Source organism: Rhodococcus wratislaviensis, assembly GCF_041228765.1.
GTDB lineage: Bacteria > Actinomycetota > Actinomycetes > Mycobacteriales > Mycobacteriaceae > Rhodococcus_F > Rhodococcus_F wratislaviensis.
Genome location: NZ_CP150488.1, coordinates 1,633,279 through 1,654,626, shown reverse-complemented (window position 1 = coordinate 1,654,626; position 21,348 = coordinate 1,633,279). Strand labels below are relative to the sequence as shown.

Here is a 21,348-nt window from a genome sequence, read left to right as displayed (position 1 = left end):
GCAAAGGACACACCCATGGGCAACATTCCCCCCGTCGAAGAAGCCGTCGCCCGGCTCGTCACCGACCTGACCTTCGACACCATCCCCGCCGACGCCCTCGCCGGCGCCCGCCGCCTCATGCAGGACCAACTCGCCCTCCAAATCGCAAGCGCCTCACTGCCCTGGAGCCAGGCACTGCTCGCACTCACCCGCGCCGCGCACGTCCCCGGCAAATCACACATCGCCGCCACAGGCGACCAGATGAGCGCCGCCGACGCCGCCTTCGTCAACGCCTCCTTCGGCCACGGCTTCGAATACGACGACGCCCACCGCGCCAGCTCCTCACACCCCGGCAGCTGCGTCGTCTCCACCGCACTCGCCGTCGGCGAAGAACTCGGCGCCACCATGGCCGAGGTCATCACCGGCATCGTCGCCGGCTACGAGGTCTACACCCGCATCGGCAACCTCGCCGCACCCCAACTCCTCGAACGCGGCTTCCACCCCCACGGACTGCTGTCGAACTTCGGCGCCGCCGCCGTCACCGCCAAGATGCGCGGCTTCGACACCGAAACCACCGTCCACGCCCTCGCCATCGCCCTCAGCCACGCCTCCGGCACCACCGAATACACCTCCTCCGGCGGCTCCATCAAACGCATCCACTCCGGCATCGGCACCCGCAACGGCATCCGCGCCGCCGACATGGCCGCCGCCGGCATCACCGGCCCCACCACCTTCCTCACCGGCGGCAAAGGCTTCTACCGCACCTTCGTCGGCCGCCCCGTCGCCGACGACGCCGCCACCACCTTCGGCCCCGACAAGACCTTCGAGATCACCCGCATCTGGATCAAGCCCTATTGCTGCTGCGGCATCAACCACGCCTACATCGACGGCGCCCGCCAACTCACCACCCGCGCCGCCGACATCGACTCCGTCGTGCTCGGCATCCAGACCGGCGGCGACGTCGTCATCGGCAACAAAAACGCCAACGCCTACGCACCGAAGATCATCGAGCACCTGCAATACAGCCTGCCGTTCCAGTTCTCGCTGTCGTTGCTCGGCAAGGGCAACGGCTTCCGCACCCACCACGCCTACCTGGCCGGACGGCTCGACCTCGGTCCCGGCAGCGACGTCGCCGCCCTCGCCCAGAAGGTCAAGATCGAGGTCACACCCGAACTCGACACCGCCTACCCCGGCCGCTGGGTCGGCGACATCACCGTCACCTACACCGACGGCACCACCGAACACCTGTTCGTCGACAACCCCACCGGCACCGCCGAAAACCCGATGCCGCAGGAGGACCTCGACGCGAAGTTCCGCGACGTGACCTCGGCATCGCTGGGCACCGAGCGCGGCGACACCCTGCTCCACGCCATCCAGCACGGCGACCCCGACCAACCCGCCTCCGACTTCACAGCCCTGCTGAAGGTCTGATTCCCTCCGGCCGCCGGCCCCCACCGGGCCGGCGGCCGATGACGAGAAGGAGAGCTGATGGACGCCCAGACCACAGCCCGGCCGATCCCCGTCGAGTTCACAGGATCCGGTGGGGTCCGCCTTGTGGGTGATCGGTGGGAGACCGACGATCGGCTGACCGATTCGACAGAGGGGACCGTTCTTCTCCTCCACGGCGGCGGCCAGACCAGGCACTCGTGGGATCGCACGGCGGCGCGACTGGCCGAGCGCGGCTGGCGCGCGGTCACTCTCGACGCACGGGGGCACGGTGACAGCGAATGGGCATCTGAGTATTCGGCCGAGCTTTTCGCGGCCGACCTCCAAGCGGTACTCACCGAACTCGGCGGCCGTGTCGTCGTCGTAGGAGCCTCGCTGGGCGGCCGGACGGGCATCGTCGTCGCGGGCGAACGCCCCCGTTCCCTCGCCGGGTTGGTGCTGGTCGACATCACGCATCGGATCGACCGCACCGGCCAGCGGAGGGTCCGCGACTTTCTGGGCGCGGCGCCCAACGGGTTCGCCTCGCTCGACGACGCGTCCGCGGCCATCGACGCCTTCCGCGGCACGCCACCCCGCCGTCGTCGCAGCGACGGGTTACGAAAGAACCTGCGTCTCAGAGGTGACGGTCGCTGGTACTGGCACTGGGATCCGGCCTTCGTCGGCTATGCGGACAACCGTGGCAATTCCGACGAGCGGTGGCTCGCGGACCTGGCCGTCCGGATTACGGTTCCTACCTTGATAGTTCACGGAACGAGGTCGGAGATCGTCTCGCGGGAGGCGGTCGACGAGATGCTCGACCTGGTGCCGAATTCCGAGGCCGTCGAAGTGGACGCGGGGCACATGATCGCCGGCGACGACAACGAGGCGTTCGCCCTGCACCTCGAAGGTTTCCTCGAACGGGCTCTTCCACCGCACTGAACCCTGCCGCCGGTGTTTGGCAGTGCGGGTGCCCCGCATCCGAGTGGGGGCTCGGATGCGGGGCGTCTATGGGGGATGGAGTTATGTTGCGGCGCTGGGCCGGTCAGGCCGCCGCGGGGCCGGCCCGCCGGTTGTGTGAGGGCAGCGGCCCACGGAAGGGGTCGACACTCGGCGGTGGAATGAACCAGGGGTGCCGGTCGGGGCCGATCTGGACCTCCCACCCGTCGTGGTGAATGATCCGGTGGTGGGCACCGCAGAGTAGGACGAGGTTGTCCATGTCGGTGAGGCCACCGTTGACCCAGTGCACGCAATGGTGGCCCTCGCACCAGACTGGTGGCGCCCCGCAGCCGGGGAACGCGCATCCTCCGTCGCGTACGGCCAGCGCTCGGCGTTGCTTGCGGGTGGCCGTCCGGCTGGTGATGCCGACGTCGAGGGGAGCGCCGTGGTCGTCGAGGATCACCGTGCTCACCTGAGCATCACACGACAGATGCCGGGCAGCGGTGATCGTCAACGGTCCCATCCACGCCGCCCACGCGACGCCCGTTTCCGCCAGCACCACCGCCCAGTCCTCCGGGGAAGTGGGCCGGTCGCCACCGGTTGGGCCAGCGGGGCCGGCGTGCATGTCGGTGCCATCCGTTCCGGCTGCCCCGCCCACGCGGTCCTCGCCGCGGGTGTCGACAAGGTCCCGTGCCCGCACCTGCACGCTGATGTGCGGGCGTTCGCTGGCCTCGGTGCCGTTCAGTCCGGACGCGAGGTAGCGGCGCAGCAGTTCGGTGAAGGCGTCGGCTCGCCGCCGTCCGGGGGCGCGCGCGTCCCGGGTCCCGTCCGCGGCCGGTCGTGGTGCGGCGAGCTTCGACAACGCGGTCAACAGCATTTCTCCGGTTACCGCATCCAGATCACCTTTGACCGAGACCCGTCCGTTCAACATCTTCGACGCGTGCAGTTCATTGCGGTCGAGATCCTCGCTCGCGGGGTACTCGTCGCTTTCGAAGATCCGCTCCACCTTCGCGATACCTTCCCGGATCAGGTCTGTGCGGGCGTGTGGTCCGTCTGCTGCGGCCAGTAAGGCGTCCAGCACCGGACCCATTGCGTTCAGCGGCATTCCCTTCGGGGGTCGTTCACAGAACCGCAGAATCAGCCCTGCGTGATCCGCGGAGATCTCGCAGCCGTAGAACTTTGCGGCAATCGCTGGCTGCGACCGGAGCCCTCGCGCCAGGTTCACGATCCGTCCAGCCGCCCCCGGTTCGAGCATCGTGTGCGCCACGAGCCACGCCTTCGCGTTGAGATGGCCCAGGATGTCGACCCGGCAGCGCGCATCCACCGCGTCCATCAGCTTCACCCGTACCGCCTCGAGGCGAGCGATTTCCGAGGACACCGTCAGCACCGTCTCGAGCAACTGATCCTCGGACAACCGCCACGTCTCCCCCACCGCCGGATCATCGTCCGGCACCGCCCCCTGAGTTCCCTCCCCGTCACCCATGCATGAAGACTACTTCGAACATCAATTCGAAGTCAATGGGAATTCACGTAATCATACTGTGCCGAAACGTATTCGACGCGGAGCAGGTCGCCCGGCCTCGGGCTCGCCTGCGCCGGAGTGTCCAGATAGTTGGACACTGCCACCCCGGCTCCCGGGTTTACGTTCGGCGTGGCGAACTCGCCGACACTAGGAACCACGGAGGTTGCATTGAGAACTCGGAACCCGCCGGCGACTACGCGAATACGTACGACCGTACTGGCGATCGGCCTTGCTGCGACCGTGTCCGTCGGCGCTGTGGCCACCCCCGCAGCCGGCGCGGCTCCGGCGGACAATGCGGAGAGGTCGAGCTACCTCCTGGTCGGTGGCACAGGCTCGTCGAACATCGGGGTGTTGCGCGAATCCGGCGGTCGACTGACTCCCGTCGGGCAGCCCGTGTCCACCGATACCGGCACGCTGTCGATCGTGGTCACACCGAATGGCCGGTTCGCGTATGTCGCACATACTGTCTCGGGAACACTGCAGGGATTCCGCGTCGGCGACGACGGCACACTCGAGCGCCTCGAGGACGCCCGCCTCGCTCCCGGCCGGCCGATCGTGGGTGCAGTCGTGAGCCCGGACGGGAGGTGGCTCTTCGCCACCGTCGGCTCGACGACCAACGACGTGCAGACGTATGCCATCGCGCCGTCCGGAGCTTTGACACTCGTCGATTCGGTAACCATCCCCGGCGCGACGAGTGGCCTGTCCATTCCGGTGGTGTCGCCGGACAGCCGATTCCTGTTCGCCCCGAGCTTCATCGGGGCGACGATGGACTCCTACGCGATCGGATCCGACGGCAGGCTGACACCGACCGGCTCGCAGGTGCCGACCGGTGATCGTCCGGCGCTGCCGTCGGTGACGCCCAACGGCAAGTTCCTGTACATCACCAACGAGGGGACCAACGACGTCTCCGGCTACCGTATCGCGCCCGACGGTGCACTGACCCCGATCGGGCGCTTCCCGACGAAGGCGATTCCGCACGGTATGGCCATCACACCGGACGGCAGGTATCTCTACCTTCCCCAGACCGGCGGTCAAAGTGTGAACGGATTCGAGATCCGAGACGACGGCGCCTTGGTACCCGTGCCCGGCGCCGACGCACCCAGCGCACCGGGCCACTTCCCCGGCCGCGTCGTGCTGAGTCCGGATGCCCTGCGGCTCTACGTCATCGACACGCTGACGACGACCGGCACCGCGAAGGTGTTCACCTACCTGGTGAAGCCGGGCGGGGCGCTCGAGGCCACGGCCGAACCACCGGCCGACACGGGTGTGACGTTCTCCGACGGCGCCACCGGAGTGTTCGCATCCGTCGATCCTGCGTGAACCACCCACCCATCCCGCACTACTGAATGAAATTCGAAAGGACATCGACATGGGACTACTGGACGGCAAGGTCGTCTTCATCACCGGCGCCGCACGCGGGCAGGGGCGAGCGCACGCGGTGACCGCGGCGAAAGAAGGAGCCGATGTCATCATCACCGACATCTGCTCACCCATCGACGGGATTCGATACGCGCTGGCGAGCAAGGAGGATCTCGACAAGACACAGGCTCTCGTCGAGAAGGAAGGCCGACGGGCGGTCAGTGCCGTCGCCGACGTCCGTGATCAGGCCGCGCTCGACGCGGCAGTCGCTCTCGGGCTCGACGCCTTCGGCCGGCTCGACGCGGTCATCGCCAACGCCGGACTGTGGGATCTCGGGCCCAAGTCCTGGGAGATCACCGAGCAGATGTGGACGACGGTCACCGACGTGGTGCTCGGCGGCACCTTCCGGACGATCAAGGCCACCGCGCCGCATCTCGTCGAGCAGCGTGGCGGTGCGGTCGTATGTATTGCGTCGGTGGGCGGCCTGGAGGCTACGGCCGGATACACCCACTACATCACGGCCAAGCACGGCGTCCTCGGCCTGATGAAGAACACCGCTCTGGAGATCGCGGAGTACAACGTGCGGTGCAACGCCGTCTGCCCCGGCGCGGTGGACACGAAGATCTGGGACAACCCGATGGGCCACCAACTGTTCGTCGCCCCCGGCGAGACGGCCAACCGCGACGTGGCGATAGCCGCGACGTACGGTTATGCGCCGCTGGCCGGCCGGCCCGCGCTTCCGCCCAACGCCACCAGCAATGCCGCATGCTGGCTGCTGTCCGACTACGCCGAGCACATCACCGGTGTGGCCCTGCCGGTCGACGCGGGGCACCTCCTGCTCCCCGGCGTGAACTTCGCGCCGCAGACCGAGGGGCCGGAAGCCGATCGCTACCGTTCACCGGCCCAGTCGCCCGACGATCTGTGATGGCCTGACGACACCGGCCCCGACCGCTGCACGCGGCCGGGGCCGGTGTCTGTGCGTCCGACCCTTGCCCGAAGAGGACGCATATATTATATTGTGTTCTCGCTCACATGTGGTGCGAGTCTGTTCCCATCGCACCTGGCCAGAAGGTGGTGTCGGAGTGCCCGGTAGCTCAGCGCATTCCATGGTCGACGCTCGGCCGGAAATCGCGTCGTCGTGGATGCGTTCGCAATTGTCGGGTCTCGACTGCGATACGACGCCGAAGCTGGACAGGATCGACGTCGCCTCGGACGGATGCCTCCGACGCGCCGCGGCGCCCGTTCTGGATCGCGTCTGCCGCGAGTTCGACGGTGCACCATTAGTGTTCGTTCTCGCCGACCACGACGCCAGGATCCTGGATATCCGGCACGCCAGTCCGGCCGTCCGCGACGCTGTCGACTGGATGGGCATCGAGCCCGGCATCCGGCTGGCCGAGGACGAGGTGGGAACCAATGCGGTGGGCACCGTCCTGGAAGCCCGGCAACCGCTGCTCGTCCACGGCCCCGAACACTTCATGTCCGCGTTCCACGATTTCAGCTGCTTCGGCCAGCCGATCATTCATCCGATCACGCGAAGACTCGAAGGCGTTCTCGATGTCGGAGGCGGCGCAGGCGAGGATCACCGGTACTTCGCGCCGATCGCCCAGCGGTTGGTCGGGGAGATCGAGGATCGGCTGGCGCTGAGCACCCCCGTCGCGCAACGAAATCTGCTGGCGGCCTTTCATTCTGCGGCACGGCGAAAGGAACGGCCGGTGATGGTGCTCGGCGAGGGAATGGTGCTCGCGACCCCGGCGGCCCTCGACCTCCTCGATCCCGCCGACCATGCGGCCGTCCGAGCCAGCGCCGACACCGCTCGCACAACGGCCGTCACCAATCGCCTGACGCTCGAATCCGGGCGCGAAGTGGAGTTCACCTGCACTCCGGTCGACGGCGGGAACGGCGTCCTGGTCGATTTCGCCACGGCGAGAACGAGTCCGAAGCCGCAACCACGAACATCGGTCGAGGAATGGCCGCTCCTCGTCTTCGGAGAATCCGGCACCGGCCGGACGACCGAAGCGGTGCGTGCGGCCGGACCGGGCGGGGCGATCGTCGACGCCGCGGACGTCGTGCACACGGGTGAGCAGGCCTGGGCCGTCGGACTCGGCCGGCAGCTCGAGCAGGATGGTGCCGTCGTGATCATCGAGAACGTCGACTTCCTCACCGACTCGATGGCCACTCTGGTTGCCCGCCTCATCCGGGGCACGCGGCGACACGTCGTTCTGACCTCGACGAGTGCGGATGACGACGCGGCGATCCACCCCTCCCTGGTGGGGCTCTGCGCCGCACGACGTGAACTCGCTCCGCTCCGCCGGCGCCGCCACGAGATCCCCGGGCTGGCACGTCGGATGCTGGCGGAGGAAGCCGTGACGTCCGACCTGCGCCTCACCTCGACGACGCTGCAGGTCCTGGCAGCACATCCGTGGCCGGGCAACCTCGCCGAACTCCGGCGGGTGGTCCACGCCCTGGCCCGGACCCGCTCGGCCGGAGACATCATTCCGACCGACCTTCCCGCACCGTACCGGGAAGTCGGCACACCCCTGTCACCCATTCGACATGCCGAACGGGAAGTGATCGTCGCGGCGATCGAAGCGGCAGGCGGCAACAAGCTCAAGGCCGCGCAGTCACTCGGGGTGAGCCGGTCGACTCTCTACAACCGGCTCCGGGTTCTCAAGATCGCCTGACCTCTCCGGTTCTACATCCGGCCCAGCCGTGCCAGTCGCTCCTGGGTCGGCGAACCGTCCTCGGCGGAGTTGAGCACCAATTGCTGCTCGGGCGCACCGGAGTAGCGGAATATCTCCCAGTCGAGAGTCAGTTCACCGACGACCGGGTGATTGAGCACCTTGACGCCGAAGTCCTGGCGCGCCACGTTTCTCGCCGCCCACCATTGTCCGAACTGACGATCGGCGATCGTGAGTTCGCCGACGAGCGCGGACAGGGCCGGATCGGCCGGATTGATGGCCGCCTCGCGGCGCAGGATCGCCACACAGGACCGCGCGACCGCCGTCCAGTCGGCGAACAGCTCCCGCATCCGAGGGTCGGTGAAGATGAGCCGCACATAGTTCAGCTCGTGCGGAGCCATCGCATCGAAGTCGGCATACACCTTGGTGGCCAACGGGTTCCAGGCCAAGATATCGGTCCGAGGACCCAGGACGATGGCCGGGGTGTCGGTGAGCTGGTCCAGTAACCGCCGCACCTGCGGGCGTACCCGGCTGCCGCCGGTGCGCAACTGCGCCGCCGGACGGGGCGTGGACCGGTGGGTGGCGTGGTCGGCCAGATTGTCGAGGTACTCGGATTGGTCCGAGTCGAGTTGCAGCGCTCGCACCAGCGCGGCGAGCACCTGCTCGGACGGGACGAGCCGCCCCTGCTCGATCCGGGTGTAGTAGTCGGTGCTGATCGCCGCGAGCTGCGCCACCTCCTCGCGCCGCAGCCCGCTCACCCGGCGGCGCTGGTCGAGGTCGGGTAGGCCGACGTCGGACGGCGACAGCTCGCTGCGGCGGGTTTTGAGGAACGCGCCGAGCTCACGTAGATGGGGTGCCTGATGTACCGGACTGGGCATGAAACCAGGGTAGGGCCGGGGCGCGGATTTATCCTGGGAAAGATCGTTCCCAGGATAAATGTCTCCCTTCCCCGGTTTCCCCGGAACTCCGAGACTAGGTGTCGAGCGATCCGGAATGCGGATCGGAATTCTCGAAACACCACGGAGGCACCATGACCACCAAATCCGATGTTCGGTTCACCAGCAGCGGCTTTCAGCTCGCCGGCCACCTCTACACTCCGGCCGAGGTCGACGGGTGGCTGCCCGCGATCGTCGTCGGACATCCCATGACCGGTGTCAAGGAGCAGACCGCGGCACTGTACGCGCAGCGCCTCGCCGATCAGGGTTTCATCACCCTGGCATTCGATGCCGCCTACCAGGGTGAGAGCGAGGGCGAGCCGCGCGGACTGGAGGATCCGTTCCAGCGCGCGGACGACTTCCGGAACGCGGTGACCTACCTGAGCACACGCGACGACGTGGACCCGGAGCGGATCGGCGTCCTCGGCATCTGCGCCTCGGGCGGCTACGTTCCGTTCGCCGCGCAGACCGACCACCGGATGAAGGCGGTCGCCACCGTCAGCGGCGCGGACGCCACCTGCTTCTTCCGCGTGCCGGACCCCGAGGCGTTCGCGAAGCTGGTCGATCAGGCAGGCGCCGCGCGGACCGCGGAGGCAAAGGGCGAGGAGATCCCCATGGTTCCGGTGCTGCCGGACTCGGTGGACGCGTCGACGCCGAAGGCCGTCGCGGAGTTCTTCGATTACTACAAGACTCCGCGTGCACAGCACCCGCGGTCGATCGGGAAGTTCGCGCTGCGCAGCGTCGACCAGCTCGACCAGTTCGACGCCTATGCCGGTGTCGCGAAGATCGCGCCCAGGCCGCTGTTGATGATCGCGGGAACCGAGGCCGAGACCAAGGGCTTCAGTGAGGGCGCGGTGGCGGCCGGCGGCGAGACCGCCGAGCTGTTCGAGATCGACGGCGCCACCCACGTCGACCTGTACGACGTCGACCAGTACGTCTCGCAGGCGGCGGACAAGCTGACCGAATTCTTCACGAAGAACCTGGCCGGATAGCCGGATCGGCTGCCGGTCGGGTGTGACCGTGCCCCCGCCCCCGACTGGGGGCACGGTCACGTTCGCGCCTATGGCGTCTTCACCAGCACCGGTCCGTCTGCCACGACCGTGCCGGTGTCCACCGACGGCAGTACGGACGGTGTCAGGCTGCCGTCGGGCCGGACGTCGAACGTATGCACCTTCGACGTGACCGTGGTGGTCAGGACGTCAGCCGCGTAGAGATGCCGCTCGTCGTCACTGAGAAGTACCCGGCCGGGACCCGTCCCCGGCGGTCCCGGATAGGGGGAGCCGGGAAGGGGAGTCAATGCTCCGTCCGCGCCGATCGAGAATCCCGAGACCCGACCGCCGGCGACCTCGGGAATGTACAGACGACGCCCGTCGCCGGTGATCTCTGCGCCATGCGGCATACCGCCCGTCGAATACGGGGATCCGGGCGTGGACGTCATCCGGCCGTCGGGTCCGATCGAGTAACCCGACACATTGCTTCCCTGCTCGTTACTCACGTAGATGAAGCGGTTGTCCGGTGTGGTGCCCGGGTTGACCGGGAGCACCCCGCCGGGTACCGGCGACCCGAGGGCCGTGAGCGCACCACCCGGCCCGATGGCAAAGCTCGAGATTGAACCGTCCACGGCGCTGACGAAACGGAGGTAGCGGCCGTTCGGATCGACCGTGACCATGGGGATCGCACTCGTGCCTGCGACGATGGTCGACGCGATCGGCGTCAGTGCACCGGATGCAGCGACCGAATACGAGGAGATGTGCCCGGGTAGACCTCCCACCGCGACGAACAGCAGACTGCCGTCCGGTGACAGTACCGAGGTGACCGGTACACCGTCGGTCACGACGTCCGCCCCCGGAATCGGGTGCAACGCTCCCCGGTCGTCGATCCGGCAACCCGTGACCTTCCGTGCACCCGCCTGCGTGACATAGACGATTCGACCGCGTGGCGCGACGGCCAACGAGAGGACACCCGCGCCGACCGGGAACGGCGACCCGTCCACCTGTCGCAGCCCGCCATCCGGCTCCATGCTCATCACCGCGACATTCCCGCTCGCGGTACCACCCACCAGGAGGAACTGCGGAACCATGGCAGGCGCGGCCGTTGCCGCAGGAACCTCCGATCCCACGCTCAGCAGAAGTGTTGCAAGAACGACCGCTGACGTCCTGTGTCTTCCGATTGCCGTCATCGACTTCCCTTCCCGCACGCCGCGGTACTCGTGAGCTGTCACGAAGTCGGATCTTTCTGCCACCGAGCATGTTCCGGAACGCGCTCTCCGACCACTCGCGATCGTACGAAGAACACATGCGCGGAACTGTCCAAGAATCTGCACACCTGTGTCCGGTCGCGTCAATCATCCTTTGGATGTACCGGAATACGACCGATGGCAGATTCCGTACGCCACGACGGCAATCACACTGGAGCGCAGTATGGCGACCGTCACCTCCATCCGACCGCATGATCCACATCGGGATCCCACCCATTTCAGGAAGCCGCAGATGACACTCGACACGACCAGCACCTCCGTCTCACCGGTGGTGCGCAGATGAAGACGCGAGGGGCAGTTCTGCTCGAGGTCCCGGGACGATACGAGATTGTCGACCTCGAACTCGACGAGCTGCGCCAGAACGAGATTCGTGTCCGGATGGTCGCCGCCGGCCTCTGCCATTCGGACGACCACTTCGCCACCGGCGACCAGATGCCCGGCATCCTTCCCATCGCCGGCGGTCACGAAGGTGCAGGCATCGTGGAGGCCGTCGGCCCCCACACGCCCGGCTACGAGGTCGGCGACCACGTCGTCTTCTCCTTCCTGCCGGTATGCGGCCGATGCAAGTGGTGCGCCCGGGGACTGCAGAATCTCTGCGATCTGGGCGCTCTTCTGACCACGGGCTGCCGTTTCGACGACCCCGGTTCGTATCGCCTCTCCCGGGGCGGCAAGCCGGTCGGTCAGCTCGCCGGACTCGGCACGTTCTGCGAACGCATCATCGTTTCGACCGCGTCGGCGGTGAAGATCGACAAGGCAGTCCCCCTCGAGGTGGCGTGCCTCACCGGGTGCGGCGTCGGAACGGGCTGGGGTGCCGCGGTCAACTCGGCCGACGTCCGGGTCGGCGACGTGGTCATCGTGGTCGGGATCGGCGGTATCGGGATCAACGCCGTCCAGGGTGCCGCTCACGCCGGTGCCAGTGCCGTCGTCGCGGTCGATCCTGTTGCGTTCAAACGAGACACCGCCCTGAAATTCGGTGCCACGCAGGCAGTCGCGACGATCGAGGAAGCGAACGCGATCACAGCCCCGCTGACCAACGGCCAGGGCGCCGACTCGGCGATCGTCACCGTGGGAGTGATCACCGGGAAGATCGTCGGCGAGGCACTCGCTGCGGTCCGCAAGGGCGGCACGTGTGTTCCGGTCGGAATCGGCGACACCTTCTCCAAGGACGGAGACATCAATCTGCACGACCTCACGCTGAGCCAGAAGCGGCTGCAGGGTTCGCTCTTCGGTGCGAGTCGGCCGACGTCCGACATTCCCGCGCAACTCGAGCTCTACCGGCAGGGGAACCTGCTGCTCGACGAACTCGTGACGAACCGCTACACGCTCGACGAGATCAATCAGGGATACGAGGACATGAAGGCGGGCAGAAACATTCGGGGGATAGTTGTCTTCGATCACGAATGACCGCTTCACGACACTCGACAGCACGCCGATTCCAGGAGCCCTCATGACATGCGACCACGACCACCATTTCATCAACGGCCGACGGGAGCGCGCCCACTCGGCGGACCGCATCCCGGTGATCAATCCGGCCACCGAGGAGCAGTTCGCGTCCATCGCTGACGGCGACGCGTCCGACGTCGACGCCGCGGTGACCGCGGCTGCAGTGGCCGGCGAGAAGTGGGCAGCGCGCACGCCGGCCGAGCGCGCAGGCTACCTGCGAAGTCTGGCCGATGCCTTCGAAGCGCGCAGCGACGAGATGTCGGCTCTGGTCACGCGTCAGAACGGAACGCCGATCAGCATCTCCCGCGCCATGCAGAGCCAGGTTCCGGTCGCCTACCGGTACTTCGCGTCGTTGGCCGACGATCTCGAAACCGAGACACTGGTCGAGACCGCCAGTGGCGACGCGGTGCTGCGCCGCGACCCCGTCGGCGTGGTGGGCGCCATCACGCCGTGGAACGGGCCGCAACCGTTGATCGCCTGGAAATTGGGTCCGGCGTTGGCCGCCGGCTGTACCGCGGTGATCAAGCCCGCACCGGAGACCTCCCTGGATGCCCTCGTCTTCGCCGAGATCCTCGATGCCGCCGGCATTCCGGAGGGCGTGGTCAACATCGTCACCGGTGGCCGCGAAACTGGTGCTGCCCTCGTTTCCCACCCGGGCGTGCACAAGGTGGCATTCACCGGTTCGACAGTCGCGGGCAAGGCGATCGCGGCCGAATGCGGCAAGCAACTCAAGCACGTCACGCTCGAACTCGGCGGCAAGTCGGCGGGAATCCTGCTCGACGACGTCGACCTGGACGCGTTCAGACCACTCACGATGTCCGCGTGCGCGCCGAACACCGGCCAGACGTGCCGAGCGTTGACCAGAGTGCTGGCGCCTTCGTCTCGGTACGACGAGATCGTCGAGATGCTCAGCGCCACATTGAGCGCCATTCCGCAGGGTGATCCGACGGATCCGGCCAACTTCTTCGGACCACTCGTGAACGCGACGCAACGTGACCGAGTCGAGTCGTACATCGAACTCGGCCGCAGCGAAGGCGCCGAGGTCGTCATCGGCGGTGGGCGTCCCGCGAAGCTCGATCGCGGTTACTACGTGGAGCCGACGATCTTCCGTAATGTCACGAACGACATGCGCGTTGCTCGTGAGGAGATCTTCGGGCCGGTGCTCGTCGTGATGCCGTACGACACGATCGACGAGGCGATCGCCATCGCAAACGACTCCGACTACGGATTGGGCGGCGGCGTGTTCTCACCCGATCGAGATCGGGCAACCGAGGTTGCACGCCGGATCGTGACCGGCAGCGTCGGGGTGAACACGTCGACTCTCCCGATCGAGACGCCGTTCGGAGGTCTGAAGAACAGCGGTATCGGACGCGAACTGGGTCCCCAGAGCCTGGACGCCTATCTGGAATACAAGACCATCTTCCGCAGCAGGTGACGCGGAGACGGTGATCGAACCGGTTCCCGGGGCCGGTTCGTTCCGGGACCCGACATCATCGTCTCAGCCAATAAGCCACGGCTTCAGCACGATTCGACGCATTGAGCTTACGCAGGATGTGGGTGATGTGGGTCTTGACGGTCCCCTCGGAGATCGACAGCTTTCGTGCAATCGATCGATTGGCATCGCCTGCCGCCATGAGCTCGATGACGTCCACCTCACGGCTAGACAGCACGGGGTGGCGTGGGTCGCTCATCGTGATCTGGGGCGGTGCAGCGATCTTCACGTTACTCACCAACCGGGTCATCCCTTCGCTGAGCGAGGCCAGTCCCTCCAGAACCGAGACTCGTGCCAACGTGTGACTCAACCCCTCTGCATAGAGGTTGAGCACCGCACGGTCGGTGGCGTCGACGTCGCGAGCCGGATAGTGACTGTCGGCGTGGACGAGACCGATGACCTTGCCGTGCGAACGCAACGGAGCCACGATGTACGACGTGCACCCGGACATCGAGACCAGTTGCCGATTCACCCGGGGATTGTTCTGAACGTCGAACACCAGCCCGGAGCGGGCTCGATCGACCACGTCCGACTCGATGATGGAGCCGTCGAGTTTCGGTGGATCCTGGCGGCCGGCCGCAACCATGTCCCGGGCCAGTCGGGGGTCCCGCTCGATGAACATCGAATGCAGGTTCCACGTCGCATCACCGATGGTGGAGACGAGCGCGCGATCGAACCCGATGGTGCACGCCTCGGCCGCGGCTCGAGACAGAAGCTCGTTCGCGGTCGACACGACCTGTAAGCGGCCGAGTGCCCGGCGTATCCGCCGCATGGTTTCGACACCGTCTGCGACGCGGGCGTCCTCGACCCGCGACTCCAGGTCGCGGATACGGCCGAGGAAGCCGGTCAGCTCGGCGAGACGAGGCGGCGTGGGGCCCGCCGCGGGCCGATTCATTTCAACCACCACGCAGTCCCACACATGCGCCAGGAGCCGCTTCGCGGACGACACGTGCGCGCACTCGGCGACGGAGATGCTGCACTCCAGGGCGTCGCCGGCAGCGATTCCCAGTTCGCGAATCTGCGCGGTGACGTCTGCGTCGAGCTCCACGTCACTGCGTCGTGTATCAGGGGAAGTCATACTCATCGGCACCACTCCAAGACGGGGCCTACATCATATACAAATATGATGCGTGACACACCCCGGGTTTGCCGAATGCCCGGCGCGCAGTCCGCGCGCCCGGCACTCGTTCGCCGATCAGGCTATTGCTCTCCGGGATACGGCGATTTCAGGGCTGGATACCCATCTCCGGGCCGATGTACTCCCGAACTCGAACGGCCTTACCGTCACGCGCCTCGACGATTTGCACGAGGTGCAACTTGACCTCCTGGCCGCCCATCTCCAGTTCGACGGACGCCTCGTTGAAGAAGCCCTTTTCGGTGAACGTGATGCCCTCGGGGCGGAAGTCCGGCACGGGCCCGTCGCCGGCGCGTTCGTACACGGCGGCGACGGCCTCGGACACCGAGACCCACTTGTCGTCGGCGCTGTGCCACACGGGGCAGTCCTCGACGCAGATCTCGAGGAACAGGTCGATGTTCGCCAAGGCCTTGACCCAGTTCTCCGAGAGTTCGATGGTTGCCTGGTCTGGGGTGCTGCTCATCTGTGGTCGGACCTTCCTGTCGGTTTCGCTGCAGGTGATCTGCGTCACCCATGCTGCCCGCGCGTGAACCGATCGAGTGTCCAGATATCTGGACACTGCTCCAAAGCCGGGATCGTCCATAAGTCGTAGTGGGAATCCGACCGCAGGCAGATGTAGGCGCACTACGCCATTCGCCACACTGGCTCGACCGATATGACACAGATCACCGAAACGATCTGTCCACCTCCGCCTCGTTGCGGTCGACACCCTTATCCGAATCGACACAGGAGTCCCATGACTACGGCAACAGTGGCGGCCGAGCCGAGCCGAGTAACGCTACGCGGCCGCCTGGGCCGCTTCGACCAGGCGTATCTGGTCCTCGGCATCACCGTGCTACTCGCACTGGTCGGCGGCGCGACAACGACGAACTTCCTGACTACCGGAAACCTCACCAGCATCCTGAGTCTGTCCGCAGCGTTCGGCATCCTCGCCGTCGGCGAGGCGATCGTGATCCTGGGCAAGGGTTTGGACCTGTCCGTAGCGGGGATCGGTCTCGGCTGCGCGCAGGCCACGTTGGCACTGATGAGCACGGGTATGCCCGAGTGGCAGGCCATCGGGCTGATGGTCGGCCTTGCTGTGGTCATCGGCCTCGTCAACGGCGTGATCATCGCCTTCCTCAACGTGCCCGCACTGTTCGTGACGCTCGCGACCGGCATGCTGGTGATCGGCGGTATCGACATTCTCGTCCTCACCCAGAACGTCTACAGCGTTCCCGGATCGTCGCTACTCGCGGCGATCGGCGGCGGTTCGGCGCTCGGGGTCCCGCGTCCCGTGATCATCGCGGGATCGGCCTTCCTGGTCGCCTGGCTGTTCATTTCGTACACGTCCCCGGGACGCCTGATCCGCGCCATGGGGGACAACTTCGACACCGCCCGAGCGTCGGGCGCCCCGGTCCGGCCGCTGCAGATCCTCACCTACGTGATCTCGGCACTGCTCGCCGCTGTGGCCGGCTACGTCACCGTGTCCATTCAGGGAAGCGTGCAGACAACCATCACATCCTTCGATCCGATCCTGTTCACCGCCCTCACGGTGGTCGTGATCGGCGGCGTGTCGCTGTCCGGCGGCCGGGGAACCATCCTCGGTGTCCTCGCCGGTGCGATCTTCGTCGGAATCCTCAACAACCTGTTGGTACTTCACGGGCTGAGCACCGCCGTCCAGGACCTCATCCGGGGAGCGGTACTCATCTCGGCGATCGCGTTCGACGCATGGCTGCACCCGCGGAACGAGGAGACCGAGAAATCCGGCGAACTATGACACCCCCTCGGAAAACCATCACTCACACAGGCTCTTCCGGCCACCAGAAGGAATCGAGAACCATGAAGACGATGAAGAAGATCGCCGCGTGCATCATGGCGGTGGCGGCCACCGTCGCCGTCGCGGGGTGCACGGTCAACAGTGGTACTGCCGCCACTCAGTCCGAGGGAGGCGAAAAGGCGTTCGGTACCAACGTCGAACTGCTCCCGGCGCGACAGACGGCACTCGACGCGATGCAGGGCAAGAAGATCGCCTTCGTGCCGATTCTCTACAAGGGTTACCAGTTGACCGAGAACTGGGGCACGACGATGCAGCGTACGTTCGACAACCTGGGAGCGGAGTTCACGGTCTACGACTCGAACTTCAGTAGCGACCGAATGCTCAGCACCATCAACGATCTGATCGCCCGCAAGGCGGCCGACGTGTTGATCCTCCAGAACCAGGATCAGGGCCTACTCGACAGCGTCATCGACCAGGCGGCGAAGGCGGGCATCTACACGGTGGTGCTCAACATGATGTCCAACCGGCTCGGAGACGCCTTCGTCGGAGTCGACGTCTACGGTGCCGCGAAGTCGATCGCGGGCCGTGCCGTCGAGGACTGCGAAAAGCGCAACGCCCCCAAAACGATCTCGATCATCGATGGTCCCGGCAACGACCCGGCATCGATCCTCTGGAATCAGGGCATCAAGGACGCGGTGGAGCCGCTGGGCTACAAGGTTCTCGTCAACCACTCGCAGTTCCAGAACGCGCAAGCGCAGGCGGCCGCCGAATCGGTGCTCCAGCAGCAGGGCGAGCTGTGTGGCTTCATGGTGACGTTCGACCTCAACTCGATCACCGTCGGGCAGACGGTCAAGGCCGCGGAGTCGCGGGGACAGGTGCAGCCCGGATCGATCGGCGTCTACACCCTCGATGCGGACAGCAACTGGTGCGACGCACTGAGGCAGGGACTGGTGACCGCGTCAGCGGCCTACGACGTCCAGGGCATAGGTGCCGCGGGCGCCGCGGCGGCCCAGAACCTGATCTTCGACGGCGCACAGCCCGGTGCCACCAACTCGGTCGCCTACGTCTCGAGCACAGTGGTCGACAGAACCAACGTCGACCAGACCACGATCGCCTGCTACACGAGCCAGTAGGGACCGATATCTGATGACAACGACGACTACTTTGCGCCGCAGCGGCTTCGGTCCGCTTCGCCGCGGCATCGATGCCTTCCCCCTGACCGGGGGCCGGCGGTCCGATCGCATCGCGCGGTTCCGCACGATCTCCGACCTGTTCGAGAAGCGGTGGATGGAGGGCGCCGTCCCACTCGTGCTGGCACTCGCGCTGTGCGCGTATGTCCTGGCAACGACGAACGTCGGCGCCGCCAACGCGCCGCTCATCCTCAACGAGGTGTCCGAGTACGGCCTGCTCGCACTCGGCCTGACGCTCGTCCTCGTCGGCGGCGGCATCGACCTGTCGGTCGGATCGATGGTGGGCGTCTGCGCGCTCGGCGCCATGGTCGCCGACCGGGTCTGGATGTGGCCGACCGCGGTCGTCGTCCCGGCGGCGATCGTGCTCGGGGCGTTACTCGGGTCGGTTAACGGGTACCTCATCGCCTATCGGCGGATGCGTCCGTTCATCACCACCCTCGTCACACTCATCGCGTTCGGCGGGGCGGCATCTGCACTGCAGAACGCCTACAGCACCAAGATCGGCATCGGCAAGCAGTCGCTCGTATGGGACTTCTTCAGCAACGGCACGATCATCGGGATACCCACCGAGTGGTTCCTCTTCGCGGTTGCACTGATCGTCGCGCACCTGGCACTGACGCGCTCACGTTGGGGCTGGTGGGTGACGGCGACCGGGTCCGACCGGCGCTCGGCGCGTCGTAACGGCATTCCGGTTACCGCCGTGACCTTCTGGACGTATGTCCTGTCCGGCGCGTTGGCCGGCACCGCTGCGATCCTGACGTCGGCACGACTCAGTCGTACCGATCCCAACATCGGAAGGGGTTGGGAGATCATCGTGCTGACCGCGGTCGTCCTCGGTGGGGTGAGCCTGAAGGGCGGGCGTGGTTCGGTACTCCGTGCGGCGGTCGGCGTCGTCGTGGTTGCCATCATCCAGCAGGCCACTGTCGCCGAGGGCGCCCAGGGGTCCTACTACACGGTTATTCTCGCGGCCGTGCTGCTGGTGTTCACGATCCTCGATCTGCAGTGGGGGAAGTACCGGCAGCGGGCGGTCGAGAAGCTGAAGATCGACCCGGCCCGCCTGTCCCTCGGCCCGCTCGTCGACGTCAACGAACCGGGCACCGTCTGGTCGCTGAACCGGCGGCTCACCGACGCGCCGCCGGTCGGCCTCGGCAAGATCCGGGGAGCAGAGGACTGCGCGGTCGACTCGGACGGCAACGTGTACTGCGGTGACCAGCGCGGCTGGGTGTGGCGGTTCCGCGGCATCGACGACACCGAGGGCGAGATCTTCTCCCGCACAGGCGGATTCCCGTGCGGACACGTCTGGGATGCGGAAGGGCGCCTCGTCGTCGCTGTGGGCGGCATGGGTATCTACCGCATCGGGAACGACGGTGAACCCGAGCTCGTCGCCAACAAGGTCACGCGCAGTCCCCTGTCGCTGATCGATGATTCGGGCCTGCGCGCCATCGATGATCTCGACGTCGCTCCGGATGGCTCGATCTACGCGTCCGACTTCTCCACGCGGACAAACACGGCCGACTTCCTGCTCGAGCTCGTCGAGTTCCGGCCGAACGGCCGGGTCATCCGCGTCACTCCCGACGGGAAGACCGAGGTGGTCGTGTCCAACTACGTCTTCCCCAACGGCATCTGCACCGCCCACGACGGCGAATCGATCCTCATCGCGAGTACCGGCCTGTGTCGCGTCGATCGGCTCTGGATCTCCGGACCGAAGACGGGACAACTCGAACCGGTACTTGAGAACCTGCCCGGCTACCCGGACAACATCAACCGGTCGTCGGACGGAAACTACTGGATGCCGTTGTGCGCGATGCGCACCCAGATGTCCGATCTTCTCGGGAAGTACCCCGCGGTCCGCCGCCGGATGACCCGCGAGGTGTCCGTGGACAACTGGGTGGTGTCGCAGCTCAACGTCTCGTGCGTGATCAAGTTCAGCGACCGCGGCGAGATCCTGTCGGTGCTCTGGGACGAATCGATGGAGAACTATCCGATGGTCACCGCGGCGAAGGAACGCGACGGTGCGCTCTACCTGTGCGGCGTCAGCAACAACCGTATCGGCCGGCTGGAACTCGACCCGAGTGAAGTCGGCACCATCGATCCCTCGGCAGTGCCGGGGACCGCTCGCACGCGCACTCCCGAGGAGGTAGCCCGATGAGTTCGACCCTGAGCACCCTCAGAGAATGGATCAACCCGAATCGGGGCAGGCACCGCACCGTGCCGCCGATGGACACCGGGCTGCGCCCCAATCTCCGGCTGGACGAGGCAACGGAACTCTTGCCTCCCGGGCGGTACGAGCCCGACGACGTGGTGATCACCCCGTCCGGCGCTGCGGCTTTCAGCAGTGGCAACGTCGTGTTCGACTGCCACGACGGTGAGGTCGGCCTCCGCGCAGAGTTCTCCGGCAGGGTTGCGGCCCTCGCGGCCGTCGGCGACGCGGTCGTCGCCGCGGTCGAGGGTCGCGGGCTCTGTGCGATCTCACCGTCCGGTGCGGTCGCGGAGATCTGCACGGACCGGTCGGTCACCTCGTGCGTGACCGCGCTGACGGGGACTCCCGACGGCGCCCTGCTCGTGGCCGTCGGCTCGACCGCCGGGCAGTCCGCGGAGTGGGCACGTGCCCTGGTCACCGGCGACAGGTCCGGACAGATCGTGCAGGTGGACGGAGACCGGGCGCGGGTAGTTGCCGAAGGCCTGGCATGGCCGTCGGGGATCGGCATGGCCTCCGACCGCGACGTGCTCGTGTCCATCAGTCTGGAGCACCGTGTCGAACTGCGCGAACTCGCGGCGCTCGGCGACCGGGGGCGCACCGTGACGGCGAACCTCCCGATCTACCCCGGTCGGGTGAGCGTCGCCGACGACGGCTACTGGTTCGCCGCGCCGTATGTACGCAACCGGGTCACCGAGATGCTGCTCGACGAACCCGAGGTGCTCGCCGAGATGATCGGCACGATCAGCCGCGACGAATGGTTCGTCCCGCGCCTGCACAGTGAGGATCCCTTCACCGAGACGATGCAGATGGGACAGCTGCGGGTGCTCGGGGTCGTGAAGAGCTGGGCGCCTGCCCGCTCCTGCGGGCTGGTGTTTCGCATGGACCGCACGGGTCGGGTCGTCGAGAGCGCTCATGCCCGCGTCGACAGCAGCCGTCACGGCGTCACCGGTGTCGCCGTCCGGAACGGACAAGTGATCGCCGCGGCGCGCGGGCACGGAAATCTGCTGAAACTACAAGCCCACAACAGATGAGGATGGCAAC

At 66.6% G+C, this 21,348-nt stretch carries 17 protein-coding genes; 12 read left to right on the top strand and 5 right to left on the bottom strand.

Going from position 1 to position 21,348, the window contains the following annotated elements; all coding sequences use genetic code 11:
- Window positions 1-15 precede the first annotated feature (15 nt).
- Window positions 16-1,410, top strand: coding sequence for an MmgE/PrpD family protein (locus tag WKC72_RS07355; protein WP_370182183.1), 1,395 nt, complete (start codon window positions 16-18; stop codon window positions 1,408-1,410).
- Between the two features lie 57 nt (window positions 1,411-1,467).
- Window positions 1,468-2,343, top strand: coding sequence for an alpha/beta fold hydrolase (locus WKC72_RS07350; RefSeq protein WP_370182182.1), 876 nt, complete (start codon window positions 1,468-1,470; stop codon window positions 2,341-2,343).
- A 103-nt stretch (window positions 2,344-2,446) separates the two neighbouring features.
- Here the strand turns inward: WKC72_RS07350 and WKC72_RS07345 are convergent, their stop codons facing one another.
- A complete protein-coding gene (locus WKC72_RS07345; protein ID WP_370182181.1) occupies window positions 2,447-3,823 on the bottom strand; it encodes a DUF222 domain-containing protein in 1,377 nt (458 codons plus the stop codon).
- A gap of 294 nt (window positions 3,824-4,117) precedes the next feature.
- Here WKC72_RS07345 and WKC72_RS07340 point away from each other — a divergent pair, with 294 nt between their 5' ends.
- The 3 genes from WKC72_RS07340 to WKC72_RS07330 all read left to right on the top strand — a co-directional run bounded on the left by WKC72_RS07340 (window position 4,118) and on the right by WKC72_RS07330 (window position 7,902).
- Window positions 4,118-5,182 carry a lactonase family protein gene (locus WKC72_RS07340; protein ID WP_370182180.1) on the top strand — a complete coding sequence of 355 codons (1,065 nt, stop codon included), beginning with the start codon at window positions 4,118-4,120 and terminating at the stop codon, window positions 5,180-5,182.
- A 49-nt stretch (window positions 5,183-5,231) separates the two neighbouring features.
- Window positions 5,232-6,146, top strand: coding sequence for a mycofactocin-coupled SDR family oxidoreductase (locus tag WKC72_RS07335; protein ID WP_370182179.1), 915 nt, complete (start codon window positions 5,232-5,234; stop codon window positions 6,144-6,146).
- A gap of 157 nt (window positions 6,147-6,303) precedes the next feature.
- Window positions 6,304-7,902: a sigma-54-dependent Fis family transcriptional regulator gene (locus WKC72_RS07330; RefSeq protein ID WP_370182178.1), complete on the top strand. Its 1,599-nt coding sequence runs from the start codon at window positions 6,304-6,306 to the stop codon at window positions 7,900-7,902.
- A gap of 11 nt (window positions 7,903-7,913) precedes the next feature.
- Here WKC72_RS07330 and WKC72_RS07325 read toward each other — a convergent pair whose 3' ends face one another.
- Entirely contained in the window at window positions 7,914-8,777 is an 864-nt protein-coding gene (locus tag WKC72_RS07325) for a helix-turn-helix domain-containing protein (protein ID WP_268789150.1), read from the bottom strand.
- Between the two features lie 152 nt (window positions 8,778-8,929).
- Here WKC72_RS07325 and WKC72_RS07320 point away from each other — a divergent pair, with 152 nt between their 5' ends.
- Window positions 8,930-9,826 carry an alpha/beta hydrolase gene (locus WKC72_RS07320; RefSeq protein WP_370182177.1) on the top strand — a complete coding sequence of 299 codons (897 nt, stop codon included), beginning with the start codon at window positions 8,930-8,932 and terminating at the stop codon, window positions 9,824-9,826.
- 68 nt (window positions 9,827-9,894) lie between these two features.
- Here the strand turns inward: WKC72_RS07320 and WKC72_RS07315 are convergent, their stop codons facing one another.
- A complete protein-coding gene (locus WKC72_RS07315) occupies window positions 9,895-10,860 on the bottom strand; it encodes a lactonase family protein (RefSeq protein ID WP_370182176.1) in 966 nt (321 codons plus the stop codon).
- A gap of 510 nt (window positions 10,861-11,370) precedes the next feature.
- Here WKC72_RS07315 and WKC72_RS07310 point away from each other — a divergent pair.
- Together WKC72_RS07310 and WKC72_RS07305 are read left to right on the top strand one after the other, a co-directional pair.
- Window positions 11,371-12,495 carry an NDMA-dependent alcohol dehydrogenase gene (locus tag WKC72_RS07310; protein ID WP_370182175.1) on the top strand — a complete coding sequence of 375 codons (1,125 nt, stop codon included), beginning with the start codon at window positions 11,371-11,373 and terminating at the stop codon, window positions 12,493-12,495.
- 43 nt (window positions 12,496-12,538) lie between these two features.
- Entirely contained in the window at window positions 12,539-13,969 is a 1,431-nt protein-coding gene (locus tag WKC72_RS07305) for an aldehyde dehydrogenase (protein ID WP_370182174.1), read from the top strand.
- Window positions 13,970-14,024: 55 nt separating this feature from the next.
- Here the strand turns inward: WKC72_RS07305 and WKC72_RS07300 are convergent, their stop codons facing one another.
- Together WKC72_RS07300 and WKC72_RS07295 are read right to left on the bottom strand one after the other, a co-directional pair.
- On the bottom strand, window positions 14,025-15,104 hold the full coding sequence (locus tag WKC72_RS07300; RefSeq protein ID WP_370182173.1) for a LuxR C-terminal-related transcriptional regulator: 1,080 nt from the start codon (window positions 15,102-15,104) through the stop codon (window positions 14,025-14,027).
- A 148-nt stretch (window positions 15,105-15,252) separates the two neighbouring features.
- Window positions 15,253-15,624: a nuclear transport factor 2 family protein gene (locus WKC72_RS07295; protein WP_235214617.1), complete on the bottom strand. Its 372-nt coding sequence runs from the start codon at window positions 15,622-15,624 to the stop codon at window positions 15,253-15,255.
- 273 nt (window positions 15,625-15,897) lie between these two features.
- On the opposite strand from WKC72_RS07295, the gene WKC72_RS07290 reads away from it, so the two are divergent.
- The 4 genes from WKC72_RS07290 (at window position 15,898) to WKC72_RS07275 (ending at window position 21,338) form a co-directional block, all read left to right on the top strand.
- Entirely contained in the window at window positions 15,898-16,917 is a 1,020-nt protein-coding gene (locus WKC72_RS07290; RefSeq protein ID WP_158461304.1) for an ABC transporter permease, read from the top strand.
- Window positions 16,918-16,979: 62 nt separating this feature from the next.
- A complete protein-coding gene (locus WKC72_RS07285) occupies window positions 16,980-18,050 on the top strand; it encodes a sugar ABC transporter substrate-binding protein (protein WP_370182172.1) in 1,071 nt (356 codons plus the stop codon).
- A 13-nt stretch (window positions 18,051-18,063) separates the two neighbouring features.
- Entirely contained in the window at window positions 18,064-20,256 is a 2,193-nt protein-coding gene (locus tag WKC72_RS07280) for an ABC transporter permease (protein WP_370182171.1), read from the top strand.
- Window positions 20,253-21,338 (top strand): hypothetical protein, encoded by a 1,086-nt coding sequence (locus WKC72_RS07275; RefSeq protein ID WP_128640907.1) that lies wholly within the window; start codon window positions 20,253-20,255, stop codon window positions 21,336-21,338. The genes WKC72_RS07280 and WKC72_RS07275 overlap by 4 nt, the downstream gene beginning before the upstream one ends.
- Window positions 21,339-21,348 lie beyond the last annotated feature (10 nt).